We start from the raw sequence: 26,131 nt of genomic DNA on the forward strand, positions 1-26,131 counted from the left end.
ACCCAACACATGAACTTTTTTTGGGCGCTGTCCCCCCTAGGGGGGAGCAGATCCCCATAACTGGGGTAGACGGACACCTTGGCGGTATTGCCGAAGAGATTCAGATATATCGCCTAACGGAGCCGCTAGCCTTGCCGATAGTCCACTTCAAGCGCCGACCCGGGCGGCTGACTGCGACGCTGTGCGCCGTGACCCCGATAAACGAACGACAGGAGAGACCGTGGGAGCCAACGACGTGTCCGCCACCCTGTGGCGAGAACGCGAGCTCCTTGAGCTCCTGCTCTTCAAGCTAGAAGAAGAACAGCTCCTTCTCACTGCGGGCAAAACCCGCTGGCTCCAGCACGCAACCCGCGAGGTCGAGCAGGTGCTCGAACGGCTTCGACCCCTCAACCTCACCCGCACGGTCGAGGTTTCTGCCCTCGCAGAAGAATGGGGCGCGCCAGGCGAAGCGACGCTGCGCGACCTCATCAACCACGCTCCAGAAGGCCCCTGGTCAGAGATCTTCTCGAACCACCTCACCGCAATGACCGAGCTCACAGGCCAGATCGCCCAGCTTCGCGACTCGAACGAGCAGTTTCTGCGGTCGGCCCTTCGCTCAACGCAAGAGACCATTGCGGGGATCGGCAACGATCCCGGCACCTACGACGCCTCCGGCCAGGCCAACGACTCTGGCACCGGGGCCCGACTCATCGACGAAAGACTCTAGGCGGCACCATGAGCACCTTCAGCGGACTTAACACCGCCTACACCGCCCTCACCGCGGCCCGCAACGGGCTGGATGTCGTGGGGCAGAACATCGCCAACCTCAACACCCAGGGCTACACCCGGCAGCGCGTGACGACCTCCTCGATTGGCGGGCTCGCGAACGTGGGCGCCCTCTCCCACGGCGTCACGGTAGGCCAGGGAGTCGCCACCGAGGGCATTGCCCGTCTCGGCGACATCTTTCTCGACTCCAAGGTTCGTTCGTCCGCCGCCTCCTCTGGCTACTGGAACGTGCGGAGCAGCGCTCTCGATACGATCGAGAGCGTCCTCCAGGAGCCCGGCAAGAACGGCATCTCCAACCAGCTGCAGACTTTCTGGTCCGCGTGGCAAGACGTTTCGAACCGGGCGGGTGAGCCAGCATCCGCCAGCGTTCTGCTTGAGCAGGCCGGCGTTCTCGCTGCCCGCATCGGCAACGGCTACACCGAGATTGCGGCCGAATGGTCTGATCTGCGCGCCCAGACGGATGGCATGGCTGCAGAACTCAACGACGCCGCCTCGCAGGTGGCCGGGCTCAATGGCCGCATCCGAAGCGCCCTCGCCGCTGGTGAGTCGGTCAACGAGCTCATGGACAAGCGCTCAAGCCTCACCGCCACGATCGCCTCGCTCGCGGGAGGAACGGCGCGCGAAACCGCCGACGGCACGGTCGAAGTTCTCATCGGTGGCAACGCCATCGTGAGCGGCGACACGTTCAGGCCCATCTCGGTGGCCGGCGGGCGCATCATGGCCGACGGCGCCGGCGACCCAGTGCGACTCGAGTGGAACCACCGGCCAGACACTCCCATCTCCCTCGATGGCGGCGAGATCGCCGGCGCAATCGCGTCACTCGCCCCCGCAGATGCAACTCGAACGGGCGGCTCCCTTGCCGAGGCAGCGGCGTCGTTCACCGCCCTCGCCGTTTCTCTTCACGACCGAGTGAATGCAGTTCACCGCACGGGAGAAACCGCCAACGGTTCGACCAACCTCGATTTCTTCGGCTGGGCCGGAGGCGTCGTCGACGCCCGCAACCTTGTCGTCGTCGCCACCTCGGTCGACACCATCGCCTCGTCGAACTCCGGTGCGGGCGCCTACAACGGCGGTATCGCCGACGCGATCTCGCAGATCGGCGTCGACCCATCCGGCCCCTCCGCCGTATGGTCCACGATCGTTACGGGAATCGGTGTCGCATCCCGCACGGCCGGTCACCAAGCAGACCTCTCCACCATTTCGGTCAATGCTGCAATCGGTGCACAGCTCGCGCACTCAAGCGTCGACATCGACGAAGAGAACATCAACATGCTGAGCTTTCAGCTCGCCTATCAGGGCGCCGCCCGGGTCATGACGGCCGTCGACGAAATGCTCGATACCCTCATCAACCGCACCGGCGTCGTAGGGAGGTAACCCGTGATCACCAGAACCACGAGCACCCTTCTGATGCGCACAGCGCAGCAGAACCTGCAGAACTCAATGGCCACGCTCGGCGCGGTGCGCGAGAAGGCGACAAACCTGCAGCGCATCGGCCGTCCCTCCGACGACCCCATCGGCACGGCCAACTCCCTGCTCGTGCGCGCGGAACAGGCGTCAACAGACCAGTACAAGCGCAACATCTCCGACGGGCTCGGGTGGCTCTCCACCGTTGATTCCACCCTCAGCAACGTCACCGGCCTTCTCAACCGCGTGCGCGACCTCACGGTGCAGGGCGCCAACGACGGCGCAATGTCGCCGACCGCGAAGGAGGCGATCGCCGTCGAGCTCGAAAGCCTGCGAGAAGACCTCCTCGTACAGGCCAACAGCACCTACCTCGGCCGCACAATCTTCGCCGGCAGCTCCAACGCAGGTGCCGCGTTCGTCGCAGACCCCGCCAGCCCCGACGGCCTCGCCTTCAGTGGTGCGCCAGGCAGCTCCGTCGAGCGTCGCATCGACGGGCACTCGCTCGTTCGCGTCGATTCCGATGGCACCACCGTCTTCGGGCAGGGTGCAGCCTCGGTGTTCGCGCTCGTCGACTCGATTGTCGCCGACCTGCGGGGCGGTACCAACGTGGGAGTCAAGCTCGTTGACATCGATGCCAGACTTGAAGTGATCAAGGGAGAGTGGGCCACGGTCGGCACACGGCATTCCCAGGTGATGAAAGCGGAGGAGACCACGATGTCGAAGGCTATTGCCCTCGAGTCGCAGCGGTCCGAGATCGAAGACCTCGACCTCGGCAGGGCGATCCTTGACCTACAGGCTCAAGAGGTCTCTTACCAGTCGGCCCTCGCCGTTTCGGCCCGCGTTCTTCAGCCCACGCTCATGGACTTTCTGCGATGAGCGCCGCAGCGCTGACCTTCGTGGTTCCGCCGCCCGGGTTCGCCCCTCACGTCGACTTTCTTCTCGAAGAAGTTGCCGGGGCGATGGGTCTGTTCACCCTGCGTGCCGTTGGCGCCAGCGAACAGCGGCTCTATGTGCTCAACGCCGGGGTTTACCTGCCGGCGTATAACCCCGAGATCAGCGATCAGCAGGCGGCGAGCCTCGCCCTAGATTCTGCCGACGACGCCCTCGTGCTTGTGGTGGCGAACCCCGGCCTCGACGGAACGACCACCACCAACCTCATGGCACCGATCGTGGTCAACTCCACCACCGGCGCCTGTGCTCAGTTCATCCTGGACAACCAGGAATGGCCCCTCCGGGCGGAGCTTGCGCACGTCTAGTCAACCGCGCGGCCTCCCATGCTCGTGGGGGTCACGTCCCACACGTGGTGCACCACGTCGTGCAGCAGATACTTGGCGAAGCTTTCGACCGTGAAGACGGCGCCATCCGAGCGCCGACCCGTGCGCGACCACTGCTCACCCCGCACCGCCGCAAACTCGTCGGCGATCGACTCGCCCGCCTGAGCGAGCTCTTTCACGACCGTGGCGGGATCTTGCTCCGCATACTTATCGGCAATCGCCGTAGCATCCTGATCCCAGTTGGCGAACTGTGGGTCGATCTCCGTGAGCATGAGGGTGAGCCGCTCGTGAAATAGCCGATACACATCACGAACGTGCGCGGCGTATTCGAGCGGCGACCAGGTGACGTCGTTGGGCCGTGCGACAACATCCGGCCTGTCGAGCAGGCGCGGCCACGCGGCAGCGTTCGCCCGAATCATGTCGGGCACGTCGCCAGAACCAAACGTAGAAGCGTCAAAGTGGCATTCCGGGCACGGGGTGGTCAGCACCCAGGTCCAGTCTTTGGTGTCGGGAGTGATAGCCATACTCCATCGTGGCGCACCCAAGACACCGGTACCGTATATTTCATGCCAGTTTTTTCTGCCGATGTGGTCGCCGCAGTTCTTCACCACATGAACGACGACCACCGTGACGACAACGTGCTCATCGCCCGAGCCTTCGGGAATGCTGCCGCAGCGTCGGCAACAATGACCGACCTCGACGAAAACGGGGGTCGGTGGAGCTACGTCGCCGACAGCGTGACGCACGATCTCGAGGTTCCGTGGTCGACCGCTATTTCGGAGCGGGCCGAGATCCGCCGCGAGATCGTCGTGCTCTACGACTCGGCGTGCGAGCGCTTGGGGCTCGAACCGCGCCCCCACTAAGGGTCACCTGCGCGCCACTGGGCTTCTCGTGGCTGGCCATTTTGTTGCTCGAGAGGCCTGCGTAACTGAAGAAACGTACTGACACCGTGTCGGCCCATTGCTAGTATTAGGGTCACCTAACTAGCCTTTGGAGTACCGCTGTGACCCTCATCCCCTTCTCTCAGGCCCTACGCGAACGCACGTGGGCCAGCCACGGCGAAAGCGAGGGCGCGGGATTCATGACGAACCTCATGAAGGGCGAAGGCACGCTCGACGACTACACCCAGCTCGTCGTGCAGCACTTCTTCATCTACGAGGTCCTCGAGGAGATCGCCGCCGCTAAGGCCAGCGATCCCGACGCGAGCGCCCTCTTCTCTGCAGAGCTCGTGCGCATGCCCGCGATCGAAGCAGACCTCGATCACCTCATGGGCGAGGGATGGCGCGACCGCATCAGCCCGGTGCCCGCCACGGTTCGCTACTGCGAGCGGATGCGCGAGGTTGCCGACTGGACCGGCGGCGTCATCGCCCACCACTACACGCGGTACCTCGGCGATCTCTCGGGCGGCCAGCACATCGGCAAGCTCATGCAGCGCCACTTCGGCCTCGGCGCTGAGGGCGTTGCCTTCTATAGCTTCGCCGAGATCGAGTCTCCGGCCGAGTTCAAGGATGCCTACCGGGCGGCCCTCGACTCGATCGAGTGGACTGAAGAAGAGCGGGGCCGCGTTATCGACGAGGTCCTGGTTGCTTACCAGTTCAACACCGACCTCTTCTTTGACCTCGATGCTCAGAAGGCCGCAACCGCCGCCGCCTAGGACGCGGCGATACCCGGCACCGTGGCTGCCTGTGACATGAATCGGCGCACGTTGTCGTCCACGATGATGTCGGATGGCCGCAGCGGTCTGCTCATATAGAGACCGTCGAGCGACGCGATGCGGCTGAGGGCCACGTAGGTCTGGCCCGGAGCGAACGAGCGCGCACCGAGGTCGACGATCGCGCGGTCATAGGTTTTGCCCTGTGACTTGTGGATCGTCACGGCCCAGGCTGCGCGCAGGGGAAACTGGGTGAACTCCGCCACGATGTCGCGCCTGAGCTGTTTTGTCGTCGCCGAGTAGCTGTACTTGATCTTCTCCCACACGGCCGGAAGCACCTCGTGCTCGTCCCCGTCGACCATCACCTTGACGGTGTTGTCGATTCGCGAGACGGTGCCGACGGTGCCATTGACCCAGCGCTGATCGGGGTCGTTACGCAAAAACATGACCCTGGCCCCCACCTTGAGCTGCAGGTTTTCATCCGCCGGGTATGAGCGCCCACCAAAGTCTCCGTTGACCTCGGCTGTCGCCGTGCGTGAGCGGCCGGGCAGTCGGGCGAGCGAACTGGCGTTGATGCGGTTGACGGTGTCGTTGCGGCTTGCGAGGGTAATCGCGTCGTCAACGGGAGCCGGCCGCGCCCCCACCTCGTTGAGCTGCCCGGCAATCTCAGCAGTGACCATGCCGTGCCGCACGGCGTTGAGCATGTACTTGAACGCCTCTTCGTGCTGGCGATGGATGACCTGCAGCTCGAAGATGCGCAGCTGTGTCTCGTTCCACACCTTGGCGTCAAAGAACCACATCGATCGGTAGGTGTCGGCAAAGTAGGCGCGCTCATCAGCATCGCCCGGCACGGGGGCGAGCTGGTAGGGGTCGCCGAAGAGAACGACCTGAACGCCGCCGAAGGGTTCGTTCTTGCGCTGCCGCGCCTGACGCAGGCTGCGGTCCATCGCGTCGACCATGTCAGCGTTGACCATCGAAACCTCGTCAATTACGAGGGTGTCAATCGTGTTGAGGAGCTTGCGCAGCTCTGGCCCCTGCTCGATCTCGTGATCGGCGATCACGCCAATCGGCAGACGAAACAGCGAGTGGATGGTCTGGCCACCCACATTGAGGGCAGCGACGCCGGTGGGGGCACAGATGACGATCTGCTTCGACGTGTTCCACGAGAGGTGGTTGAGCAGAGTGGATTTTCCGGTTCCGGCACGACCGGTTACAAAGATGTTCTCGCGCGTGTTCTCAATCGTGTCGAACACCGCTGCCTGTTCAGCGGACAGGGTCAGATCGCTCATTCGAGTCCCCTCCCCGCAATAATCACCTGGTCTAATCTACCGCCCCCTCACCCCAGGAGTAGCCGAGAGCCTCCGTCTAGGATGGCCTCATGACGGTGCAATCTGGGGAGGAATCTGCTGACCCGCGCCGCCGAATTCTCATCCGGGCATCCGTGCTCTTCGGCATTCTCCTCGTTGCCTTCATCGCCGTTGTGGTCGCGCTCAACACCACGGTGTTCAGCGCCTCTGGATTCGTCTCGAGCTACCTCAATGCCGTCGCCCGCCACGATCTTCAAGCGGCGCTGGCCATGCCCGGTGTCAGGGCGAGCGGCGACTCCACCGACGAAGTGCGTGCCGACGAAGTACGCGCCGACACCGAAGCTCAGGGAACCGCTCCGAGTCCGGGCCCAGCGGAGGCGGGGGCGGGGCAACCCGAGGCCGCTACCCCCACGAGTGTGCCGAGCACTGCCCTCCTGGTTCGCGAGGCCCTCGCCTCCCTTGAGAACATCAAGTTGGTCGACGACGACGCTCGAGACGATGGCACCCATGCCCTCTCCTACTCTTATGAACTCGACGGCACACCGCAGACCTCGACCTTTATCGTCGAGCGCACGGGCATCCATCTGGCCTTCTTCTCCGCCTGGTCGTTCGCCCAATCGCCGCTCACAACCCTAGAAATCACCCCGCTCAACACCGTGGAGTTCGAGTCGAACGGCATCTCGGCCGTCGCCGTGAATGGTCCTGGCCAGCCAACGTCCTTTGCGGTTCTCGTTCCCTCGGCACTGTCGATCAGCCACAACTCCACCTATCTGGTCGCCGAGCCTCAGACCGCGCTCATTCTGCGCCCGGGCGAATCCGAGCAGTTCACGCTCGAGGTGCATGCGAGCGCCGAGTTCATCGGCTCCGTGCAGCGGGAGCTCGAGGCCCAGCTCGATGGCTGTGCTGCGCAGAAGGTGCTGCTGCCCACCGGATGCCCATTCGGCAAATCGATTTCTGATCGCATTGACGGCCTGCCTCAGTGGGCGATCGTCGACTACCCCGTCGTGTCGATCGTCGCCGGCGAGCAGCTCGGCACCTGGCTCATCGAACCCGCTCTCGGGCTGGCCCGTCTCTCGGTCGACGTGCGCTCACTGTTCGACGGCACGGTCACTCGGCTCAAAGAAGACGTGAGCTTCAGCGTGTCATACCTCGCAACGTTCACGAGCGACGGAGGCCTCATCCTCACCCCCATGGAACCCAGCTAACGCTGCACCGAGCGAGAAGCGGGTCGCAGAGCTACCGACGAGCTGGGTCGTGCGTCGCATCCTCGGCTTCGTCACGCGCTGCGCGCTGGGCAAGCATGTCGTTGTAGGCGTTGAGGTCAGCGTCGCCGTCGCGATCGGCCTTGCGGTCGAGTCTGCGGGTGACCTTGTCGTCGTTACGCGACCACGAGATTGCCACCGTGATGGCCAAGATGATCGTGGGGATCTCCCCGACGCTCCAGGCGATTCCGCCGCCGGTCTGTTGATCGACCAGGGCATCCGTTCCCCAGCCCATAGCGCCATACCAGTCGGCGAGAAGCAGGCCGGTACCCATCATGATGCCGAGCCCGAAGAAGGCGTGGAAGGCCATCGTTGCCAGCAGCAGCAGTAGCCGCATTGGGTACGGCGCCCTGTGTGGCATGGGGTCGACCCCAATGAGCACCATGACGAAGAGGTATCCCGTGAGCAAGAAGTGCACGATCATCCACTGGTGCCCGAGGTGTTCGGTCGTGGCCCAGCGGAACAGGGGAGAGTAGTAGAAGAGCCAGAGCGAACCGGCAAAGAGCACCGCGGCCACGATCGGGTTGGTCAAGAAGGCGGCATACCGCGACTGCACCGCCCACAGCAACCACTCGCGCACGCCGCGACTGCCGTCGGTGCGCTTGCGAATGGCTCGCATTGCCAGCGTGATGGGGGCGCCGGGCACCAGCAGCACCGGAATCATCATCGTGAGCACCATGTGGCCGAGCATGTGCACGCTGAACAGGTACTTCTCGTACACGTTCGGTGCGCCGTTGGTCACGTAGAAGAGCAGCGCGAGCCCCGCGAGCCAGCTGACCGTACGCAGCACTGGCCACTTGTCTCCTCTGCGCCGAAGACGCCACACCCCGGCAAGGTAGAAGAAGGCGAGCATCACGCACACCATGGTCCACAGCACGTCGAACTTCCACTCCGTAAGAAAGCTCATCGCCGTGAGAGGGCTCGGCAACGGCTCACCCGTGAGCATCGTTGCCGGCGTGAAGACCACGATCTCCTCTGCGACCGGTGTGGCCGTGCGCGCCAGCGCAGCGGCGACCCCCGAGGCGATTCCCATAAAGCCCAGCTCTGCCACCACAAGCCACCAGAACAGGCCCCTGGATGCTCCGGAGGCGAGCCGCGCGATGATCCAGCGTCGATGCACCATTCCGATAAGACCGAGCGCCAGCAGCGCGAGCACCTTCACGATCACCAGCACGCCGTAGGGGGTGAAGAGGGCATCCAACTCCCCGACGCGAAGCGCGGCGCTGACATAGCCCGAGATTGCCACGAGCACAAAGCACAGCAACGCGATTGTCGAATAGCGCGACAACACCGTGACAAGGCGCTTGTCGTCGAGGCGGCGCTGCAGGAGGGTCATCGTGACAAGACCGCCAAGCCACACGGCTGCGAACACGAGGTGAAGCCCGAGTGCGTTGACGGCGGCCGCGTGCCCTGCCGTCCCTGCGGCATGGCCCTGTGTGGCCATCGGCACGAGTCCGGCAACCGCCAAGACCGTGACGAACGCCACTGCGGTTGGATGCCGCACGGCGAAGCACAGGGCGGTGACGGCGGCGGCGATAAGCACAGTAATAAGCCAGGCCATGCCCAGCTCAGTGCCCGTGATGAACTGGCTCAGCACCCGTCCGAACGCAGGGTCGGTTGAGATGGGCTGCTGATAGACGTTGAGAAAGGTCAGAAAGCCCGTCGCGGCCGAAGCAACGGCCCACACTGCCGCGCCCGCCGACGCGATGTCGATCGTGGTGTTCCATGCGGGCTCATCGCGCGTGAGAGCAAAACACGCAAGAACCAACGCCCCGATGGCAACGGATGCCCCCAGATTGACGATGAGCTTCGCCGCGGGCAGTCCGTAACGGACTGCCTCGCCCGGGTCACTGATCGGCGGAGCATCCGCCCCACCGCCGAAGGCAAGGGCCATAAACATGGCCGCAAAGGCAACGGCAATGAGGACGGCTGGGCCGACGACGCGTACAAGCCTGATCACCTATCAAGCCTAGGTGAGCGCGCAAGGGAAAATGCCCTAGGGCTGGGTTCCCTGCTCCTTCACGTGCTGAGCTGCAGACGTGCCGTGGTCTCTGACCTCCGATGCGGCTCCGGTCGCTTCGTCCTTGACGTGACCCATCGCCTCGCTAGCGGTCTCTTTGAGGGAATCCGCAGCCTGTTTCGCCGGCTCCTTCATGTCCTCGGCGACGGCTTTGGCGGCATCTTTCGCCTCGCCGACGAGGGGCTCCGCCTTCTCCTTGATCATCCCTCCCCACTCGGATTCCTTGTCGCTCGCGGGGATGAGCGAGGAGGCGAGCCAGCCGACGCCGAACGCGATGAGGCCAACAGCGAGGGGGTTGCCCTCGGCCAGCTTCTGCGCTTTCTGCGGCAGTTGCGATGCCCCATCGCCGAGATCGCTCGCGCTATGGCGAGCATCCCGCGCGACTCCGAAGACACGTTCGCGAACACCGCCGACGGCTGCTTTTACCTTGTCGGTCTGGCGACCGACGATCTTTGACGGCGTCACTTTATCGGCCAATGCATCGACGTCGCTGCCCAGTTCGCTCCTGGTGCGTTCAATGTCGTCGCGAATGGCGTCCGGGTCATTGGTAGTCATGAGTTATCCTCGTTCGGTTTCAGTGTTTCTGGAATGTTCTTCATTGTTTGAACCGTCTGCGGCATACCGCGCACCGACTTGATCGCTTTGCGCCCGGCGGCAGCGAGGGCGGCGGCTATGATTCCCCACAGCACGGCCACGATCAGGGCAGACCAGCCGTTGCCGATCAGCTCGCCGAGTGCCCACCACAGCGCGATCGAGAGAAAAAACAGCGCGAGGTTGCCGGCGACACCGGCACCGCCGAGCATGCCAGCACCCTTTCCTCCGCGCTTGGCGCTCTCGCGGAACTCCGCTTTGGCTAGGTCGAGCTCCTGGCGCATCAGTGTCGAGAAGTCGCGGGTGACCTCGGTGATGAGGTCGCCGAGCGATTGTTTCGGTGGATCCTCTGGCGTAGATCGCGGCCCCTCTTCTGCTTTCCACCCAGGATCTGCGTTGGTCATGGCGTCGTCCCCGTACTCCTCGGTGCCGCCGCCGAGGCGCCGGGCACCGTTCCCGGCATGCCAGCTGAGCCAACGGAGTCCGCACCGGGTCGAGTGGTAGCAGGGGGCGGTGGTTTCGGTGCGCTACTGCGATCAGAGTCAGAATCCGCCGACATCACTGCCTTGGTTAGGCGGCCAGCCGCCACGCCTGCAATCGCCGCCACGGCAATGAAGACACCGGGCTTGCGGCGCGCGTACTCCTTGACCTCATTAATCAGGTCACCCGGCTCGCGCGCTTCTAGCCAGTCCGCGACGCGCGCGGCCCTACTCCCCGCCTGGCCCACGAGCTGCCCCGCGACTCCGGAGTCTTGGCGGTCGTCGGCCATTGCTGAGAACTCATCGCTGATGGATCTGAGGCCCGAAGCGACCCTGGCCTGCTGCTCCGATGCCTGACTCACCGCCTGTGATCGCGCCTCGCTCAACAGGTTCTTCGCCTGGGTTCCGACTTCCTTAGCCACATTCGCGGCCTCATCCTTGGCGGTCCCTGCGACCTTGCCACCCGCTTCTCCTGCGTGCGCGGCAACACCAGCGGCTTCTTTCTTTGCCGCATCTGCGGCTGAGCCCTGCTGGGGCTGCCCCACCCCTCCTGCAGTCCCTGCCGTCGCCGCTCCAATATTCGTTTCCACGATGTACCGTCCTTAAGTGAGCTTGCACTCGTTGAGATTGCACACATTCCGACTTCGGTCCCGATCAATGCTCCGCTTCTCCTCATTCGAGGCGCAAACCCTTGAAATCACAGTCATGGTGGCGCAGCATGCGCACATACCGGGCGAATCCAGGACGGGTCGAGGCTGGGTGCACAAGTAACGATGTTGAGCGAGGCGACCAAAGGAGGCATCCCATGGCCAAGACTCCACAATCGGCGGCATCGAATAACGCGCCAGCGGCATCACCCACTCGGCGCAAAAAAGACGCCCCACCACCCGACGATTCGCGCAAGCCGGACGGCCCCACCGACGTCGCTCGGCCTGCATGGGGCTACGTGTTCAAGCGAACTCTGCGGGAGTTCTCGCAGGATCACTGCACAAATTTGGCGGCCGGCCTCACCTACTACGCCCTCCTGTCCCTGTTTCCCGCCCTGCTCGCTCTCGTGTCGACGCTCGGACTGTTTGGGCAGGGGGAGCAGACGGTGGAGGCCCTGCTGGCGTCACTAGCGACAGTCGCAGACGAGTCTGTCGTCGACACCCTCAGAGGTCCACTGACCCAATTGGCCGAAGCGCCAGCGGCTGGCTTCGCCTTTGTCGTCGGTCTCGGCGGCGCCCTCTGGTCGGCCTCCGGATACGTGACGGCCTTCTCTGTGGCCATGAACAACGTTTACGAGGTTGAGGAGGGTCGGCCGATCTGGAAGCTGCGCCCGGTGATGGTCATCGTGACCGTTGTCTTGCTCGTCATCGCCATCATCATCGTGGTGTTGCTGCTGCTCTCCGGTCCCGTCGCCGACGCGATCGGGGAGGCCCTAGGGCTGAGCGCTGCGGTGGTCACGGTGTGGAACATCGTCAAGTGGCCCGTCGTCGTGGCGTTCGCGGTGCTGCTTGTCGCCGTGCTCTATCACTCGACCCCCAACGTGAAGCAACCAAAGGTTCGGTGGATCAGCCCCGGGGCACTCGTCGGTCTCATCGTGCTGGCGCTCGCCTCGCTCGGCTTCTTCTTCTACGTGTCAAACTTCGCCAACTACAACGCCACGTACGGCAGCATCGGCGGGGTCATCGTGCTTCTCCTCTGGCTCTGGATCGTGAATCTGGCGCTGCTGTTCGGGGCCGAGTTCGACGCTGAACTTGAACGAGGGCGCGAGCTGCAGGGCGGCATTGAGGCCGAGGAGGCCATCCAATTGCCGCCGAGGGACACCCGGCAGATCGAGAAGAACGAGAAGAAGGATCAGGCACTGATCGATCAGGGTCGTGAGCTGCGAGAGCGCACGGCACTCGATGGCTCAGCCGAGGGCTCACGCGAGCCCCGTTAAGCACCAAAGGCGCCCACCTTTCGGTGGACGCCTTTGATTGAGAAGCAGATGCTACTTGGCTGCAGCCTTGAGCTTGCTGCCAGCGCTGACCTTAACGCCGTAGCCGGCAGCGATCTGAATCGCCTCACCGGTGGAGGGGTTGCGGCCCGCACGGGCGGCACGGTGGGTGCGCTCGAAGGAAAGCCATCCGGGGATGGTGATCTTCGTGCCCTTGCCGACCTCTTCGGCAACAGTGGAGAAGAGGGCGTCGAGCGTCGAGTTGACGGCGGCCTGGCTCTGGCCGGAGGCAGCTGCGACAGCAGCGACGAGCTCGGTGCGGTTGAGTGACTTGTCAGCCATTTAGAGTCCTCCTCAGGACGTTGTGCTCTGCAGTACAAACATGGCTGCTCATGAGAACAGTCGTTGTATCTCGATTAGTTGGCATGGAACGTCAGACCGGATGGCCTTGTTTTCCTGCCCGAACTTACCAGCTTGACTTGGTAATTCCGGGCAATTCGCCCCGGTGTGCCATGTCGCGGAAGCGAACACGGGAGATTCCGAACTCGCTGAGGAAGCCGCGGGGGCGTCCGTCGATCGCGTCACGGCCACGAACGCGCACCGGCGAAGCGTTGCGGGGCAGCTTCTGGAGGCCCAGGCGGGCCTCTTCGCGCTGCTCGTCGGTCGAGTTGGGGTCAACGAGTGCCTTCTTGAGCGCAGCGCGCTTCTCGGCGTAGCGCGCGACGATAACCTTGCGCTGCTCGTTCTTGGCAATCATGCTCTTCTTCGCCATGGTTAGCGCTCCTCGCGGAATTCGACGTGCTGGCGGATGACGGGGTCATACTTCTTCAGCACAAGACGGTCGGGGTTGTTGCGGCGGTTCTTGCGGGTCACATACGTGTACCCAGTGCCGGCGGTGGAGCGGAGCTTGATGATCGGACGAACGTCCTGCTGCTTAGCCATTAGATCTTCTCCCCACGTGCGAGCAGGTCCTTAACGACCGACTCGATGCCCCGAGCGTCAATCACCTTGATGCCCTTGGCGCTGAGCGTCAAGGTCACCTTGCGGCGAAGCGAGGGAACGTAATACGTCTTCTTCTGCACGTTCGGGTCGAAGCGGCGCTTCGTACGACGGTGCGAGTGTGAAATGTTGTGCCCAAAGCCGGGAATGGCTCCGGTCACCTGGCAGGTTGCTGCCATGGGTGTCCTCTTTCTCAATACCGTAAGGCGGTCTGCCTTACCCAAGATCTCTTGTCGGCACACGTGACCCCTCTGCATTTCTGGAGAAGGGATTGTGTACAAGCGAGCGGAGATACCGCCACGCAACGTTCAACACTACGTGATCGCCGCGATCACGGCAACTTGGGGCCACGTTAGCCCGCGGCGCTGCACTCCGCACACAGGCCGAACACGTCGACGACGTGCTCCGGGCGGGTGAAGCCGTGCTCTGCTGCGACGGTTTGCGCCCACCGCTCCACGGCATCCGCCTGGATTTCTACCGTCATGCCGCAACTGCGGCAGATGAGGTGATGATGGTGCTTGCCCAGAGTGCACGCGCGGTAGAGACTCTCGCCATCCCGCTGCAGAACGTCGGCCGAACCATCGGCCACGAGACTCGCGAGGGAGCGATAGACCGTCGCGAGCCCCAGCGCCGTACCCGATTCGAGCAACGCGCCGTGCAGGTTCTGGGCACTCACGAAACCGTCGTTGTTGGCCAGAGCGACTCTCACGGCCTCCCTCTGCCAGGTATTTCGCTTGGTCATGACACCGCCGTAACAGGGGCCGTTGGCGCAGAAGGCTTGCGTGCCCCCCGCGCGCCCAATCCACGGCTGTCGCGGTACCGGCCGATGATGCGACAGGCGACATAGATGGCGAACGAGATCGTGGTGACAAAGGGGCTAATCGGCAGCGCTCCCCCGAGCGACAGCATGATGCCGCCCACCACCGAGACCATCGCGAAAATCACGCTCAGCACCGGCGTGAGCAGGGGAGAGGACGTCACCCGCATCGCAGCAGCGGCGGGCGTCACCAGCAGGGCCAGCACAAGAAGGGCTCCGACGATCTGGATGCTGATGGCCGTTGCAAGACCCAGCAGCACCATGAAGGCGATCGAGATTGCCGTGACGGGCACCGCGCGGGCGCGCGCAACATCCGGGTCGACGCTGGCGAAGGTGAGCGGCCGCCACATGATGACCAATCCCGCGATCACGATCGCGGCGATGACCACGAGCAACCCGAGCTGCGGGTTGTCAACCGAGACGATCTGGCCCGTGAGAAGACCGAACTTGTTGGCGGTGCGGCCGGGGTAGAGGGCAAGAAACAGGATGCCGAGGCCGAGACCGAAGGGCATCAGCACGCCGACGATGGAGTTGCGCTCTCGTGCTCGGTTGCCGAGCAGGCCGATGATGAGCGCTGCGGCAAGAGATCCGCCGATGGACCCCGCCACGACGTTGACGCCAAAGAGCAGCGCCGCGGCGGCGCCAGCGAAGGAAAGCTCGCTTATGCCGTGCACGGCGAAGGCGAGGTCGCGGCTCATCACGAACGGCCCGATGAGGCCGCCGACGACGCCGAGCACGGCACCGGCGATCAGGGAGTTGCGCACCAGATAGAGCAGCTCTCCGTAGTCGGAGAAGTTGAATAGCGTCGACCAAAAGTCCATTAGTGACGCCTCCCCTCGTCGACGTGGTGTTCGAGGTGATTGTGCACGCCGTACCCCTCCGGCGCTCCGAGCACGGCGACCCGACCTCGCGTGCGGATTACCTCGATCGGGGTGCCATACATATACGAGAGCACCTCCGAGCGCAGGACCTCATCCGGTGTACCGATGCGAAACCGGCCGCCGGCGAGGTAGAGCACCCTGTCGACTTTGTCGAGAATGGGGTTCACATCGTGGGTCACAAAGACCACGGCGGCATCCAGGGCCTTGCGGCGGTCGTCGATAAGGTCGCTCACCACCCGCTGGTGGTTGAGGTCGAGCGAGCTCAGCGGTTCATCACACAGCAAGAGGGCCGGATTTGATGCGATGGCCTGACCAACGCGAATGCGCTGCTGCTCCCCGCCAGAGAGCGTGGCGATGGGTACATTGGCGAAGGCCGTGGCCCCCACGCTCGCGATGACCTCATCGACGTGCTGGCGCACTGCCTTGGGGGTAAACGGCAATCCCCACCGGTGCCCCGTCACCCCGAGCGTGACGAGGTCCTTTGCGCGGAGGGGCGTGCCCTGCTCAATCAGCTTCTGCTGCGGGATGTACCCGATTGACCGGCTGCCATGCCGCACGGGCTCTCCGAGCAGTTCAACCGTGCCGGAGGTGAGTCGTTGCTGCCCCAGGATGGCGCGCAGCAGGCTCGTCTTTCCTGTGCCATTGGGTCCGAGAACGGCGATGAATTCGCCGGCCTTGACCTGCAGGTTCAGGTTCTTCCACAGCACTCTGTCGCCGTAGGCGAGCGTCGCGGAGCGCAGGCTCAGCACCGTGCGCTTGTCGACATTAGTTGGGTGCGCGTCACCAGGCACTCCGCTTGCCGCTCCGCCGAGCGCGCCGCGTGACTCAGCCAAGTGCCGCCTCGATGTTGTCGAGGTTCTCATCCATCCACGAAACGTAGTTCAGGCCATCGGGGATGGTTTCGGCGATAGCTACGACGGCAACGTCGGAATCGCGCGCCAGCGAAACCAACTGCTCCGTTTCCACTCCCGACGTTTGCTCGTTGTAGGCCAACAGAGCGACCTCTCCCGACTCGATCAGCGATCTCATCTGCAACAGCACGGCAGGCGCAACATCCGTGCCGTTTTCAACGGCGGTGCTGAACTCTGCGGGGGTCTCGTTGACGAGCCCAATCTCGTTGAACAACAGGAGGGGGGCGGCTTCGGTGACGGCAACGGCAGCTCCCGCATGGGCAGCCCCGATCTCGTGGGCACGCTCGAGCAGGCCGTCGATCTCCCCGGAGAACTCGGCATAGTTCGCGGCGTATTCGTCGGCACCGTCCGGGTCAATCTCCTCTAAGGAGTGCGCGATCTCCGCCGCAAGAGCGTCCATTGCCTCGAAGCTGTACCAGACGTGCTCGTTGACGCCGTCGGAGTGATCGTGGCCCTCATGGCCGTCGGTGTCGCCGTGACTGTCGGTATCGCCGTGATCGTCGGCATCGCCGTGATCGTCCTCGTCGAATAGCCCAGAGATCTCGGTGGCCGTGAGCACGGGAGCGCTCGAGTCGAGCCCGGCGAGAAGCGTGTCGATGAACGGATCGAAACCCCCGCCGTTTTCGATGATGAGGTCGGCGCGCGAGAGAGCGAGCTGGTCGCGGGCTGTGGCCTCGTAGCTGTGGGGGTCTTGCGCTGTGCCCGTGATGATGCTCGTGACGGTTGCGCGATCTCCCGCGATGCTCGCGGCGATGTCGCCATACACATCGGTCGACGCCACGATCGTGAGCGTGTCTGCATCGTCGGTCTGCGCGGGAGCACAGCCCGCGAGGGCGAGGCCCGCCGCCGCGATGAGGGTGATGGCGACGAGCGTGGTTCGGGTGTTGGTGGTGCCCTTCACAGAGGGGTTACCTTGTCTATCTCAGGTTTTTCGGCGCGATTTGGCCGAGTACCCAGGCTAAACGCTATTGATAACCGTTGTCAAAATGGTTCTCAATAGGGAGCGCGGCCCGCTCAATCGAGCAGAAGCGCAGGCTCCTCGATGACACTCGCAACGTCCGCCAAGAAGCGGCTCGCAACATCCCCATCCACAACGCGGTGATCAAAGCTCGCGCCGAGGGTCGTCACAAAGCGCGGTCGAACCTCGCCGTCCACGACCCAGGGCTTCTGCTTGATCGTGCCCAGGGCGACGATGGCCACCTCACCCGGGTTCAAAATCGGGGTGCCCGTGTCCATGCCAAAGACGCCAATGTTCGTCACGGTGATCGTGCCGTTCGCCATGTCCGCGGGCTGCAGCTTGCCATCGCGGGCCACATTGGTCATATTCTCGATCGCCTGGGCGAGCTCGCGCAGCGACAGCTCCTGCGCATCCTTGATGTTGGGCACAACAAGTCCGCGCGGGGTAGCAGCGGCAAAGCCGAAGTTCACGTAGTGGTGCACGATGATCTGCTCGTCGGTCCACGTCGAGTTCACGGTGGGGTTGCGGCGAACCGCCCAGATCATGGCCTTAGCCATGATGAGCATGGGCGACACCTTGACCCCCGCGAAGTCGGGCGACGCCTTGAGGCGCTTGACGAACTCCATCGTGCGAGTTGCATCAACATCCACGAAGAGGCCAACGTGCGGAGCAGAAAAAGCGCTCTTGGCCATGCTCGACGCGATCGCCTTGCGCACACCCTTGACGGGAATGTACTCCTCCCGCTCCTCGCCCCACGCTGGCGTCTGAATGTTGCGGAAAACACTCGCCTGCGATGCTTCGCGCACCACGTCCTCGCGCGTAATCTCCCCCGCAAGACCCGTGGGGTTCACCAGAGTCAGGTCGACACCGAGATCCTTGGCAAGCTTGCGAATCGGCGGCTTGGCCACGACGGGGCCAGCGGATGCCGCCGGCACCATAGGAGCACGGCTTGCCGTCTGTGCCGCAGCGGCAGGTGGCGCATCGTTCGCCGCCGGGCCGGCGCCCTCGCGCTGACGGCGGCGCGAGGGCACGGAACCCTTAATGCCATAGCCCACAAGAACGGCTCCAGGCTGCTCCTCGGCGGCGGCACTCTCGTGCGCGATCGAATCCGCGGTGTCGGCGATGATCTGCGCACCTGGGCCGGGGGCGGCCGAGCCGAGCGAAGCTGGCGCCGCGTCATCCGGAGCGCCGTCGGTCGTCACAGAGATGATGGCGGTGCCAACGTCGACCGTCTGGCCCTCCTCGACCAAAACCGCGGCGACGGTGCCGGCAAAGGGGGAGGGCAGCTCCACAATGGATTTGGCGGTCTCGATCTCAACCAGCACCTGGTTGATTTCGACGGTGTCGCCCGCCTTGACCTTCCAGGCCACGATTTCGGCCTCGGTGAGGCCCTCTCCCACGTCGGGGAGGAGAAATTCTGAGCTGCTCACGATGATCCTTGTCTCGGTGCCAGGGTTGAGCTGTCGTTGGGGCCAGCGGCTAGTACGCCAACGCCCGGTCGACCGCCTCAAGAACGCGGTCGGCGTCGGGCAGGTAGATGGCCTCCAGTTTTGCAGGAGGGAACGGGGTGTCGAAAGCGGTAACCCTCAGCACAGGGGATTCGAGCGAATAGAACGCCTTCTCGGCAATCGTCGCGGCAATCTCCGACGACACGCTCACCGAACCGGGTGCCTCGGAAGCAACCACAAGCCGGCCTGTGCGCCGAACCGATTCGAGAATCGGGTCGTAGTCGATGGGGGAGAGCGAACGGAGGTCGATGACTTCGATGCTGATGCCCTCAGCCGCAGCGAGTTCGGCGGCCTGCATGAGCACATTCACCATGGCGCCGTGGCCGACGACCGTGACATCGGTGCCCGTGCGCACGATGCGACTTGCGTGCAGCGGCACGGCATTCTCGGCCATGTCCACTGGCCCTTTGTGCCAGTACCGACTCTTGGGCTCGAAGAACATCACGGGGTCATCGGAGGCGATGGCCTCCTGGATCATCCAGTAGGCATCATGCGGCGTGCTCGGGCTCACCAGGCGAAGGCCGGGGGTGTGAGCGAAATACGCCTCAGGGCTTTCCTGATGGTGTTCGACCGCGCCGATGTGCCCGCCGTAGGGAACGCGGATCACGACGGGCATGCTGATCGCCCCCTCGTGGCGGTTTGTCAGCTTGGCCAGCTGGGTCGTGATCTGGTCGAACCCGGGAAAGATGAATCCGTCGAACTGGATCTCGCATACGGGGCGGTAACCGCGCATCGCCAGGCCGATCGCGGTTCCGACGATGCCGGATTCCGCGAGCGGGGTGTCCATGACCCGCCGGGGGCCAAAGTCGCGCTGCAGGTGCTCGGTGATGCGAAAGACTCCGCCGAGCGGGCCGATGTCCTCGCCCATGAGCAGAACCTTGGGGTCGTCTTCCATTGCCTTGCGCAGGCCAGCATTCAGCGCCCTCGCGAAGGGCATCTCCTGGATGGGGTCGCTCATGCGTCACCGCCAAAGGAGTTTTCGTAGTCGATGAGCCACTGTTTTTGCGCATCGATCACGGGATGTGGTTCGGAATAGACGTGGTCAAACATGGTGCCAATCCCGGGGTTCTGCAGGGCAAGAGTGCGATTGCGAAAATCGGCCGCGCCATCCGCAGCCTCTTCTGCCGTACTGGCAAAGAACGCGTCCGTCTCGCCACGGCCCCGCAGGTACGTCTCGAACCGAGCGATCGGGTCCCGGGCGATCCACGATTCCGTCTCGGCGTCTTCGCGGTATTTGGTGGGGTCGTCGGATGTGGTGTGGGCGCCCATCCGATAGGTCATGGCCTCGATGAACTGCGGGCCGTTCCCCGCGCGCGCCTCGTCGAGAGCATGTGCCGCGACGGCGTAGCTCGCGAGCACATCGTTGCCGTCGATTTGCACACTGGGCAGCCCGAATCCGGCGGCGCGCTCAACCAGCGGGGTGCGTGACTGCACCGAAACAGGGGCGGAGATCGCCCACCCGTTGTTCTGCAAGAAGAAGACCTGGGGTGCCTGATAGCTCGCCGCGAACACGAACGCCTCGCTCACATCGCCCTGCGAGGTCGCCCCATCGCCGAAGTAGACGATCGCGGCCTGATCTGTGTCCCTGTCGCCCGTGCCCATCGCGCCGTCGAGGGCGATGCCCATTGCGTATCCGGTCGAATGCAGCGTGTGCGAGCCGATGACGAGCGTGTAGAGATGAAAGTTTCCGGTCTCGGCAGGGTTCCAGCCGCCGTGCGTGTTGCCGCGCAGCATCGTGACGATGTTGACGGGGTCAAGGCCCCGAACATAGCCGACGGCGTGCTCACGATAGGAGGGAAAGATGTGGTCCTGCGGCCGGGCTGCGTGGGCGGAACCCACCTGGGCGGCCTCCTGGCCACGGCACGGTGGCCAGAGCGCCATCTTGCCCTGGCGCTGCAGGTTCTCTGCCTCGATATCGAACGTGCGTGCAATGACCATGTCCCGGTGAAACCGGCGCAACTGATCGTCATCGAGGGCATCGATGTAGGTGAGATATTCCTCGGCGACGCCGTCTCGAGAAAGCACACCCTCTGGTGAGAGTAACTGCACCATTGTGGGGGCTTGAGCCACGTGCTGACCTCGCTGTTCTTGCGAATCGGGGGAGGGATGCGCGCCGGGGCGGCGCAGACAAGTTCCTAATCTAACGCGGTCATATGGGGTGCCGTCGGTAGCATGCCCACAACCTCAGCCGAAGCCTTTAGGAGTTTATCCACAGATTCTGCTTCGCCGACGGTCACCCGGACACCATCATTGCCGAGCGCACGAGCCACGATTCCGTGGGTCAAAAACACCTCTGCCACCTCTGCAGCCCGCCCAGGAGCGGCGAACCAGACGAAGTTTCCGTGCGGCTGGGGAACCTCGAGGCCGAGCTCCCGCATGCTGTGCCACACGCTGTCGCGCCGCTCGACGATGGTGTCGACCAGCTCCATGATCTCCGCCTCATAGTGCAGTGCCGCCACGGCCCCCCGCTGAGCGGCCTCGGTCACCGAGAGCGGGATCGCGGCCGTGCGGGCCGCCGCCAAAATCGCGCTATTGCCGAGGGCATAGCCGATGCGAACCCCGGCAAGCCCGTAGGCCTTGGAGAAGGTGCGCAGCACCACCAGATTTGCGTGCGTGCCCAGGTAGTCCGTGCCGCGCACGGCATCCTCGTCTCGCGTGAACTCGATGTAGGCCTCGTCGAGCATGACGAGAACGTCGGAGGGGACGGCGGCCATGAGCCGTTCGAACTCCGCGCGGGTGACGATGGTGCCCGTCGGGTTGTTGGGCGAGCACACGATTATCGCCCTCGTGCGGGGAGTCACGGCCGCGATCATCGCGTCGATGTCGTGGCCCGCATCCGCCCGATTGGGCACCATTACGCTCGTGGCCCCGGCGACCGTGACCAGACCGGGGTAGGCCTCGAACGAGCGCCAGGAGAATAGGACCTCATCACCGGGGCCGGCGACCGCGGAGATCAGCTGAGCAAGGATCGACACCGAACCAGCGCCGACGTGCACCTCGTCCACGGCGACACCGTAGCGTTCGGCGAGCAGCTCTCGAAGCTCAGTGGCAAGGGCATCGGGGTACCGATTGGGCGTGGCGGAGGCGATCGCAGCCATGACGGCGGGATGCGTGGGGTAGGGATTCTCGTTGGATGACAGCTTGAAGGCCTCCGCTGGCGCCTGCTTGCCCTGCTGATAGGCGACACTCTGCAAAATCTCGGGACGGATGCGCACGGGGGGCTCGGTTGCTGGGCTCACTCTCCCCACTTTATTGATCGAGGCCGGGGTCTGCTGCATAGTGGTGCCATGGCCCGCTTTCTTATTCGACTCGTCATCAATGCGCTCGCCCTGTGGCTCACCACCCTCCTCGTGGCCGGCGTCAGCGTCGTCTCCTACGATCCGGGCGATAACTTTGCCACCGTGCTCACCTATTTGCTGGTGGCACTCATCTTCGGGGTCGTGAACGGTTTCGTCGGCACGGCTATCCGCATCGTCGCCTTCCCGCTCTATATCCTCACGCTCGGCCTCATCTCCCTCATCGTCAATGGCCTCATGCTGCTGCTGTCCGCCTGGGTGTCTGGCCTTTTCGGCTTCGGTCTCATCGTCGATGGCTTCTGGTGGGGCGTGCTGGGGGCCGTCGTGCTGTCGCTGTTCAGTTGGCTCATCTCCATCGTCTTGTGGCCCATGTTTGGTGGCGAGAAGCGCCCCTAAGAACTCGTCCTCCCGGCGTGGATGCGGGTAGCCCGGTAGTCGGTTGACTCCACGCGCGTTGCCCCGCGCGAAAACCCGGCGAACACCTCCTCCGCTTTCGTCAGTCGCGCCTCGTGAGACGCGTCAACGAGCGCTGCAGTCTCGATATAGAGACCGATGTCGTGGGCGGGCAGCACGCCGTGGGGCACATCCCCACCATCGAAGACGGCGCGGCTCGCCACAATGGTGTCGTTGCTCTTGTGAAAGCCGGTCGTGGCGGTGACTACGTCCTCGTCGTGCTCCAACGCCACGTGCACGGCGTCCGATCGCTGGAGGTCCATCGCCGGGCTGCCCAGTGTGAGGAGCCCCACGGTGTTGTAGTTGCCGGAGTCTGCGTGAACCGTCGCCGTCGTGGCGCCCTGCGAGTACCCCACGAAGGTGATCGGTGATTCCGCCGTAACGCCCGCGTCGGCCAGCGCCAGCTCAACGGATCTGAGCGACCCGGAATCGCCCATCCCCACTGCGGAGAGGTTGCTCGTCATGTCGAAGGGTTCCGTCGTCGACTCAAGCCCGCCATCCCTCGTTCCCCCGATGTAGACGACGAACCGGTCGGCTTCGCCCGGGATGACATAGCGCTCCACCGTAATCTGTTCCTCGCCCGTCGGCACTCGGGAGGCGTGATCTGCAAACGACTTCGGCACGCTTGTGGTGATCGTCTTTCGCGCCTCAACCTGCACCGGGGTCTCTCGCAGAGCGCCCACACTTCGGGCGGCTCCCGTCACAACCGCCGCCGAAGTACCGACCCCGAGAATTCCGAGACCCTCTGACCCCAAGAGCGCATGCAGTTGAGGGGGAACCCGCAGTAGCCCCATGCCCGCATCGTCCGCACTCTCGGCGGCGAGCCGCACGGCATCGACGAACCGGGGGTCGGACAGAACACCCGACCTGTGCGTGAACCAGCCGAGAAGCGCTGCCCGCTCGTCGCGAGGCATAAACATGATGCTCCCCAGCATCACGGTAGCGCCGGGCATCAGCGCGACGCCGAGGACGGGCCATAGCGTTCCCAGCCGGTAGGCGAGTGTGGCTGCCGCCGACTGCGCCAGGTTCTCGGCAAACCGCTCCGCAACCCCGTAGCCGAATGCCGCGGCCTCGAGCTTCACGCTGATGGACCGTGCGAGCAGCTCCGCCCGCCACAGCGCCTCCGCGGAATCTCGGATCGCCTCTTCGGCCCGCACGGCAGAAACCGGTGCGTCATGCTCAACGATCGCGCTTTCTCTGATCAACGTGTCGATGGAGTCGAGGCGCTGACGACACATGCCCGCTGCTGAGATGAAACGGCGAAGCGCGGTGGCGTGTTCTCCGATCTCCCCCGTGGACACCGCAACGGAGCCTCCACCAGAGACCGTGAGCGGGTCAGCCACGACCGGCCATCGTCGTCTCTGCCTGGATGGTCGCCGCGACGGCTCTGCCGAGTTCGGCATGGGCCTTGCTGGCCTCGCTCCTGATCAGCATCATCCGAAGCCAGTACTGCGTTTGTGCCGGGCCCAACCACGCCCGCGGGGGCACAGGAGGGAGGTACCTAATGGCCGCGTCGAGTCGCGACATCTCCACTGCGAGAAGCTGCCTCTGCAGCCTGAGTGCGTCGAGCATCCTGTTCCTCTCCTCGGCCACCGCCCCAACCCTGCCCGCGTCGTTCCGTGGCCACGGCAGCCCCAGCCCGAAGGGGGGAAGGCGGAGCGCGTGTATCGCTGGGGAGGACAGGCTCACCGGCGGAGCAAGAACTGCGCGACAATAGACACATGAGCTTCGACCGCCTCCCCGACGAGTCGGCTCTTTTTCGCATCTGTTTCGTGTGCACCGGCAATATTTGCCGCTCACCGATGGCGGAATCGATCTTTCGCGACATCGCCACACGTGCGGGGTACGACGGCGTTATCTCGGTCATGTCGGCGGGAACCGGCGACTGGCACGTCGGCGAACGTTCCGATGAGCGCACCATTTCGGCCCTCTCCCAGCACGGTTTCGACGGCACCTCGCACAGGGCGCGCCAGTTCGAGCCCGATTGGTTTGATCGTCTCGACCTGGTTGTGGCCTTCGACCGTAGTCACGAGCGCATTCTCAAGGCGTGGGCCTCGAATCCTGCAGACCGCAGCAAGGTGCACCTTCTCCTCAGCTTCGATCCAGAACAGCAGCAGCTCGACGTTCCCGACCCCTACTATTCCGACGCAGCACTCTTCGACAGCGTGCTGCGGATGATTCACCAGGCAAGCGCGGCATTGTTCCGCCAGATTGAGCCGGCCGTCCGGCGAGGAGTTTCATGACCCCCCTTCCCATCCAGCCCCTTAGCCCTCTCGACGGCCGTTACCGCGCCGCAGTGAGCGACCTAGGGGAGTACCTCTCCGAAGCAGGGCTCAACCGGGCACGCGTGCAGGTCGAGGTTGAATGGCTCATCTTTCTCACCGATCGAAGCTTCGCAGGATCTAGCCCGCTCACCGACGACCAGAAGGCATCGCTGCGCGCCGTAGTGACCGACTTTGGTCAGGATGCCATCGATGCCCTCGCCCGCGAGGAAGCCGTCACGCGCCACGACGTCAAGGCCGTCGAGTACTACGTGCGAGCGCAGCTTTCTCGCCTCGGCCTCGACTCGATCGCCGAGCTCACCCACTTTGCCTGCACGAGCGAGGACATCAACAACCTCTCGTATGCGCTCACGATTCGCTCGGCCGTCGCCGAGGTGTGGCGACCCCGCATCCAGACCCTCATCGACACGCTCGCCGAGCGCGCCGTCGCCCACCGCGACGCCGCGATGCTTGCGCTCACTCACGGCCAGCCCGCAACCCCCACGACGATGGGCAAGGAACTTGCGGTGTTCGTTCACCGCCTTCGCCGCGTGCTCGACCGTATCGACCGCGTGGAGTACCTGGGCAAGTTCAGTGGGGCGACGGGCACCTTTGCCGCGCACGCCTCCGCAGACCCCGGGCAGGACTGGCCTGCCCTGTCGCAGCAGTTCGTGGAGGGCCTGGGGCTGACATTCAACCCGCTGACGACCCAGATCGAGTCGCACGACTGGCAGGCAGAGCTGTACCAGGCCATCGACCACGCCGGCCGCATCCTGCACAACCTGTGCACGGATGTGTGGACCTACATTTCGATGGGCTACTTCACGCAGGTTCCCGTCAAGGGTGCGACGGGCTCGTCGACAATGCCCCACAAGATCAACCCGATTCGGTTCGAGAATGCCGAGGCCAACCTTGAGATCGCGGGCGCGCTGCTCGAATCGCTCGCGCAGACGCTCGTGACCTCGCGCCTGCAGCGCGACCTCACCGACTCCACAACGCAGCGCAACATTGGCGTCGCATTCGGTCACTCCCTGCTCGCGATCGACAACATTCAGCGGGGTCTCGCCGAGATCAACCTCAATGAAGCAAAGCTGGCCGCGGATCTCAATGTCAATTGGGAGGTCCTGGCCGAGGCGATTCAGACCGTCGTTCGCGCGGAGGTCACCGCTGGCCGCAGCAGCATCACGGATCCGTATGCCCTGCTCAAGGAGCTCACGCGCGGCAACCGGGTCGATCAGCAGCAGCTCATCGCGTTCGTCACCGGTCTCGACATCGGCGACGACGCCAAGGCCCGCCTTGTCGAGCTGACGCCGGCCACCTACACGGGTCTCGCGTCGCAGCTCGTAGATCGCCTGCTCAGCTAGCCGCGCGGC

General features: G+C 64.1%; 31 protein-coding genes. 11 read left to right on the forward strand and 20 right to left on the reverse strand.

Features of this window, described 5'->3' with window-relative positions; all coding sequences use genetic code 11:
• Window positions 1-220 precede the first annotated feature (220 nt).
• From flgN to C2138_RS13295, 4 genes are read left to right on the forward strand one after another with little or no spacing between them, the layout of a single operon-like run.
• Window positions 221-706, forward strand: a complete 486-nt coding sequence (gene flgN / locus C2138_RS13280) for a flagellar export chaperone FlgN (protein WP_108518539.1) — start codon at window positions 221-223, stop codon at window positions 704-706.
• Window positions 707-714: 8 nt separating this feature from the next.
• Window positions 715-2,139: a flagellar hook-associated protein FlgK gene (gene flgK, locus C2138_RS13285; protein WP_108518540.1), complete on the forward strand. Its 1,425-nt coding sequence runs from the start codon at window positions 715-717 to the stop codon at window positions 2,137-2,139.
• A gap of 3 nt (window positions 2,140-2,142) precedes the next feature.
• Entirely contained in the window at window positions 2,143-3,045 is a 903-nt protein-coding gene (locus C2138_RS13290; protein ID WP_241961128.1) for a flagellin N-terminal helical domain-containing protein, read from the forward strand.
• Complete coding sequence (locus tag C2138_RS13295) at window positions 3,042-3,425, forward strand: flagellar assembly protein FliW (RefSeq protein WP_108518542.1); 384 nt, start codon at window positions 3,042-3,044, stop codon at window positions 3,423-3,425. Before C2138_RS13290 ends, C2138_RS13295 begins: the two co-directional genes overlap by 4 nt.
• On the opposite strand, the gene C2138_RS13300 is transcribed toward C2138_RS13295, so the two are convergent.
• On the reverse strand, window positions 3,422-3,967 hold the full coding sequence (locus C2138_RS13300; RefSeq protein ID WP_108518544.1) for a DinB family protein: 546 nt from the start codon (window positions 3,965-3,967) through the stop codon (window positions 3,422-3,424). The genes C2138_RS13295 and C2138_RS13300 overlap by 4 nt on opposite strands.
• A gap of 42 nt (window positions 3,968-4,009) precedes the next feature.
• Between C2138_RS13300 and C2138_RS13305 the strand changes: the two genes are divergently transcribed.
• Window positions 4,010-4,306, forward strand: a complete 297-nt coding sequence (locus C2138_RS13305; protein WP_108518546.1) for a DUF2470 domain-containing protein — start codon at window positions 4,010-4,012, stop codon at window positions 4,304-4,306.
• A gap of 140 nt (window positions 4,307-4,446) precedes the next feature.
• Window positions 4,447-5,097, forward strand: a complete 651-nt coding sequence (locus C2138_RS13310; protein WP_108518548.1) for a biliverdin-producing heme oxygenase — start codon at window positions 4,447-4,449, stop codon at window positions 5,095-5,097.
• Here C2138_RS13310 and C2138_RS13315 read toward each other — a convergent pair.
• Complete coding sequence (locus C2138_RS13315; protein ID WP_108518550.1) at window positions 5,094-6,383, reverse strand: ATP-dependent DNA helicase; 1,290 nt, start codon at window positions 6,381-6,383, stop codon at window positions 5,094-5,096. The two genes, C2138_RS13310 and C2138_RS13315, sit on opposite strands and share 4 nt — an antisense overlap.
• An 89-nt stretch (window positions 6,384-6,472) precedes the next feature.
• Between C2138_RS13315 and C2138_RS13320 the strand changes: the two genes are divergently transcribed.
• Window positions 6,473-7,606 carry a hypothetical protein gene (locus C2138_RS13320; RefSeq protein ID WP_108518552.1) on the forward strand — a complete coding sequence of 378 codons (1,134 nt, stop codon included), beginning with the start codon at window positions 6,473-6,475 and terminating at the stop codon, window positions 7,604-7,606.
• A gap of 31 nt (window positions 7,607-7,637) precedes the next feature.
• Here C2138_RS13320 and C2138_RS13325 read toward each other — a convergent pair whose 3' ends face one another.
• From C2138_RS13325 to C2138_RS13340, 4 genes are all read right to left on the reverse strand, one after another.
• Complete coding sequence (locus tag C2138_RS13325; RefSeq protein WP_108519166.1) at window positions 7,638-9,563, reverse strand: bifunctional copper resistance protein CopD/cytochrome c oxidase assembly protein; 1,926 nt, start codon at window positions 9,561-9,563, stop codon at window positions 7,638-7,640.
• 96 nt (window positions 9,564-9,659) lie between these two features.
• A complete protein-coding gene (locus C2138_RS13330) occupies window positions 9,660-10,238 on the reverse strand; it encodes a DUF3618 domain-containing protein (RefSeq protein WP_108518554.1) in 579 nt (192 codons plus the stop codon).
• Window positions 10,235-10,678 (reverse strand): phage holin family protein, encoded by a 444-nt coding sequence (locus C2138_RS13335; protein ID WP_108518556.1) that lies wholly within the window; start codon window positions 10,676-10,678, stop codon window positions 10,235-10,237. Before C2138_RS13335 ends, C2138_RS13330 begins: the two co-directional genes overlap by 4 nt.
• Window positions 10,675-11,343 (reverse strand): hypothetical protein, encoded by a 669-nt coding sequence (locus C2138_RS13340; RefSeq protein ID WP_159078252.1) that lies wholly within the window; start codon window positions 11,341-11,343, stop codon window positions 10,675-10,677. The genes C2138_RS13335 and C2138_RS13340 overlap by 4 nt, the downstream gene beginning before the upstream one ends.
• A gap of 215 nt (window positions 11,344-11,558) precedes the next feature.
• On the opposite strand from C2138_RS13340, the gene C2138_RS13345 reads away from it, so the two are divergent.
• Window positions 11,559-12,677 carry a YihY/virulence factor BrkB family protein gene (locus C2138_RS13345; RefSeq protein WP_108518560.1) on the forward strand — a complete coding sequence of 373 codons (1,119 nt, stop codon included), beginning with the start codon at window positions 11,559-11,561 and terminating at the stop codon, window positions 12,675-12,677.
• Between the two features lie 51 nt (window positions 12,678-12,728).
• On the opposite strand, the gene C2138_RS13350 is transcribed toward C2138_RS13345, so the two are convergent.
• The 12 genes from C2138_RS13350 to C2138_RS13405 all read right to left on the reverse strand — a co-directional run bounded on the left by C2138_RS13350 (window position 12,729) and on the right by C2138_RS13405 (window position 21,987).
• Window positions 12,729-13,016: an HU family DNA-binding protein gene (locus C2138_RS13350; RefSeq protein ID WP_108518561.1), complete on the reverse strand. Its 288-nt coding sequence runs from the start codon at window positions 13,014-13,016 to the stop codon at window positions 12,729-12,731.
• Between the two features lie 124 nt (window positions 13,017-13,140).
• A complete protein-coding gene (rpsN, locus tag C2138_RS13355; RefSeq protein WP_108518563.1) occupies window positions 13,141-13,446 on the reverse strand; it encodes a 30S ribosomal protein S14 in 306 nt (101 codons plus the stop codon).
• Between the two features lie 2 nt (window positions 13,447-13,448).
• Window positions 13,449-13,616: a 50S ribosomal protein L33 gene (rpmG, locus tag C2138_RS13360; RefSeq protein WP_108518565.1), complete on the reverse strand. Its 168-nt coding sequence runs from the start codon at window positions 13,614-13,616 to the stop codon at window positions 13,449-13,451.
• On the reverse strand, window positions 13,616-13,852 hold the full coding sequence (rpmB, locus tag C2138_RS13365; protein WP_108518567.1) for a 50S ribosomal protein L28: 237 nt from the start codon (window positions 13,850-13,852) through the stop codon (window positions 13,616-13,618). The genes rpmG and rpmB overlap by 1 nt, the downstream gene beginning before the upstream one ends.
• A gap of 173 nt (window positions 13,853-14,025) precedes the next feature.
• Window positions 14,026-14,415: a Fur family transcriptional regulator gene (locus C2138_RS13370; RefSeq protein WP_108518568.1), complete on the reverse strand. Its 390-nt coding sequence runs from the start codon at window positions 14,413-14,415 to the stop codon at window positions 14,026-14,028.
• Window positions 14,412-15,311 (reverse strand): metal ABC transporter permease, encoded by a 900-nt coding sequence (locus C2138_RS13375; RefSeq protein ID WP_108518570.1) that lies wholly within the window; start codon window positions 15,309-15,311, stop codon window positions 14,412-14,414. Before C2138_RS13375 ends, C2138_RS13370 begins: the two co-directional genes overlap by 4 nt.
• A complete protein-coding gene (locus tag C2138_RS13380) occupies window positions 15,311-16,162 on the reverse strand; it encodes a metal ABC transporter ATP-binding protein (RefSeq protein ID WP_233245582.1) in 852 nt (283 codons plus the stop codon). Before C2138_RS13380 ends, C2138_RS13375 begins: the two co-directional genes overlap by 1 nt.
• Window positions 16,163-16,196: 34 nt before the next feature.
• A complete protein-coding gene (locus C2138_RS13385; protein WP_241961130.1) occupies window positions 16,197-17,183 on the reverse strand; it encodes a metal ABC transporter solute-binding protein, Zn/Mn family in 987 nt (328 codons plus the stop codon).
• A gap of 113 nt (window positions 17,184-17,296) precedes the next feature.
• Window positions 17,297-18,670, reverse strand: a complete 1,374-nt coding sequence (locus tag C2138_RS13390) for a dihydrolipoamide acetyltransferase family protein (RefSeq protein WP_108518573.1) — start codon at window positions 18,668-18,670, stop codon at window positions 17,297-17,299.
• A 49-nt stretch (window positions 18,671-18,719) separates the two neighbouring features.
• Window positions 18,720-19,706, reverse strand: coding sequence for an alpha-ketoacid dehydrogenase subunit beta (locus C2138_RS13395; RefSeq protein ID WP_108518575.1), 987 nt, complete (start codon window positions 19,704-19,706; stop codon window positions 18,720-18,722).
• Window positions 19,703-20,800, reverse strand: coding sequence for a thiamine pyrophosphate-dependent dehydrogenase E1 component subunit alpha (locus C2138_RS13400; RefSeq protein WP_108518576.1), 1,098 nt, complete (start codon window positions 20,798-20,800; stop codon window positions 19,703-19,705). Before C2138_RS13400 ends, C2138_RS13395 begins: the two co-directional genes overlap by 4 nt.
• A gap of 83 nt (window positions 20,801-20,883) precedes the next feature.
• On the reverse strand, window positions 20,884-21,987 hold the full coding sequence (locus C2138_RS13405) for a histidinol-phosphate transaminase (protein ID WP_491044357.1): 1,104 nt from the start codon (window positions 21,985-21,987) through the stop codon (window positions 20,884-20,886).
• Window positions 21,988-22,035: 48 nt separating this feature from the next.
• Here C2138_RS13405 and C2138_RS13410 point away from each other — a divergent pair, with 48 nt between their 5' ends.
• Window positions 22,036-22,440: a phage holin family protein gene (locus tag C2138_RS13410; protein WP_108518579.1), complete on the forward strand. Its 405-nt coding sequence runs from the start codon at window positions 22,036-22,038 to the stop codon at window positions 22,438-22,440.
• Here C2138_RS13410 and C2138_RS13415 read toward each other — a convergent pair.
• Window positions 22,437-23,840 (reverse strand): hypothetical protein, encoded by a 1,404-nt coding sequence (locus C2138_RS13415; protein WP_108518581.1) that lies wholly within the window; start codon window positions 23,838-23,840, stop codon window positions 22,437-22,439. The two genes, C2138_RS13410 and C2138_RS13415, sit on opposite strands and share 4 nt — an antisense overlap.
• Window positions 23,833-24,069, reverse strand: coding sequence for a hypothetical protein (locus tag C2138_RS13420; RefSeq protein WP_146181303.1), 237 nt, complete (start codon window positions 24,067-24,069; stop codon window positions 23,833-23,835). The genes C2138_RS13415 and C2138_RS13420 overlap by 8 nt, the downstream gene beginning before the upstream one ends.
• 149 nt (window positions 24,070-24,218) lie before the next feature.
• Between C2138_RS13420 and C2138_RS13425 the strand changes: the two genes are divergently transcribed.
• Window positions 24,219-24,740, forward strand: a complete 522-nt coding sequence (locus C2138_RS13425; RefSeq protein WP_108518584.1) for a low molecular weight protein-tyrosine-phosphatase — start codon at window positions 24,219-24,221, stop codon at window positions 24,738-24,740.
• Window positions 24,737-26,122 carry an adenylosuccinate lyase gene (gene purB / locus C2138_RS13430; RefSeq protein ID WP_108518586.1) on the forward strand — a complete coding sequence of 462 codons (1,386 nt, stop codon included), beginning with the start codon at window positions 24,737-24,739 and terminating at the stop codon, window positions 26,120-26,122. The genes C2138_RS13425 and purB overlap by 4 nt, the downstream gene beginning before the upstream one ends.
• Window positions 26,123-26,131: the final 9 nt, after the last annotated feature.

The organism is Salinibacterium hongtaonis, from assembly GCF_003065485.1.
Lineage (GTDB): Bacteria > Actinomycetota > Actinomycetes > Actinomycetales > Microbacteriaceae > Homoserinimonas > Homoserinimonas hongtaonis.

Excerpts from the sequence above, each read along its gene's own strand:
- flgK (WP_108518540.1), top strand. The coding sequence starts at position 715 with ATGAGCACCTTCAGCGGACTTAACACCGCCTACACCGCCCTCACCGCG.
- C2138_RS13400 (WP_108518576.1), bottom strand. The coding sequence starts at position 20,800 with ATGGTGCAGTTACTCTCACCAGAGGGTGTGCTTTCTCGAGACGGCGTC.
- C2138_RS13320 (WP_108518552.1), top strand. The coding sequence starts at position 6,473 with ATGACGGTGCAATCTGGGGAGGAATCTGCTGACCCGCGCCGCCGAATT.
- C2138_RS13350 (WP_108518561.1), bottom strand. The coding sequence starts at position 13,016 with ATGGCTGACAAGTCACTCAACCGCACCGAGCTCGTCGCTGCTGTCGCA.
- C2138_RS13315 (WP_108518550.1), bottom strand. The coding sequence starts at position 6,383 with ATGAGCGATCTGACCCTGTCCGCTGAACAGGCAGCGGTGTTCGACACG.
- rpmG (WP_108518565.1), bottom strand. The coding sequence starts at position 13,616 with ATGGCTAAGCAGCAGGACGTTCGTCCGATCATCAAGCTCCGCTCCACC.
- C2138_RS13305 (WP_108518546.1), top strand. The coding sequence starts at position 4,010 with ATGCCAGTTTTTTCTGCCGATGTGGTCGCCGCAGTTCTTCACCACATG.
- C2138_RS13375 (WP_108518570.1), bottom strand. The coding sequence starts at position 15,311 with ATGGACTTTTGGTCGACGCTATTCAACTTCTCCGACTACGGAGAGCTG.
- C2138_RS13410 (WP_108518579.1), top strand. The coding sequence starts at position 22,036 with ATGGCCCGCTTTCTTATTCGACTCGTCATCAATGCGCTCGCCCTGTGG.
- C2138_RS13300 (WP_108518544.1), bottom strand. The coding sequence starts at position 3,967 with ATGGCTATCACTCCCGACACCAAAGACTGGACCTGGGTGCTGACCACC.
- C2138_RS13420 (WP_146181303.1), bottom strand. The coding sequence starts at position 24,069 with ATGCTCGACGCACTCAGGCTGCAGAGGCAGCTTCTCGCAGTGGAGATG.
- rpsN (WP_108518563.1), bottom strand. The coding sequence starts at position 13,446 with ATGGCGAAGAAGAGCATGATTGCCAAGAACGAGCAGCGCAAGGTTATC.
- rpmB (WP_108518567.1), bottom strand. The coding sequence starts at position 13,852 with ATGGCAGCAACCTGCCAGGTGACCGGAGCCATTCCCGGCTTTGGGCAC.
- C2138_RS13395 (WP_108518575.1), bottom strand. The coding sequence starts at position 19,706 with ATGAGCGACCCCATCCAGGAGATGCCCTTCGCGAGGGCGCTGAATGCT.
- C2138_RS13330 (WP_108518554.1), bottom strand. The coding sequence starts at position 10,238 with ATGACTACCAATGACCCGGACGCCATTCGCGACGACATTGAACGCACC.
- C2138_RS13425 (WP_108518584.1), top strand. The coding sequence starts at position 24,219 with ATGAGCTTCGACCGCCTCCCCGACGAGTCGGCTCTTTTTCGCATCTGT.
- C2138_RS13325 (WP_108519166.1), bottom strand. The coding sequence starts at position 9,563 with ATGTTTATGGCCCTTGCCTTCGGCGGTGGGGCGGATGCTCCGCCGATC.
- C2138_RS13370 (WP_108518568.1), bottom strand. The coding sequence starts at position 14,415 with ATGACCAAGCGAAATACCTGGCAGAGGGAGGCCGTGAGAGTCGCTCTG.
- purB (WP_108518586.1), top strand. The coding sequence starts at position 24,737 with ATGACCCCCCTTCCCATCCAGCCCCTTAGCCCTCTCGACGGCCGTTAC.
- C2138_RS13335 (WP_108518556.1), bottom strand. The coding sequence starts at position 10,678 with ATGACCAACGCAGATCCTGGGTGGAAAGCAGAAGAGGGGCCGCGATCT.
- C2138_RS13345 (WP_108518560.1), top strand. The coding sequence starts at position 11,559 with ATGGCCAAGACTCCACAATCGGCGGCATCGAATAACGCGCCAGCGGCA.
- C2138_RS13295 (WP_108518542.1), top strand. The coding sequence starts at position 3,042 with ATGAGCGCCGCAGCGCTGACCTTCGTGGTTCCGCCGCCCGGGTTCGCC.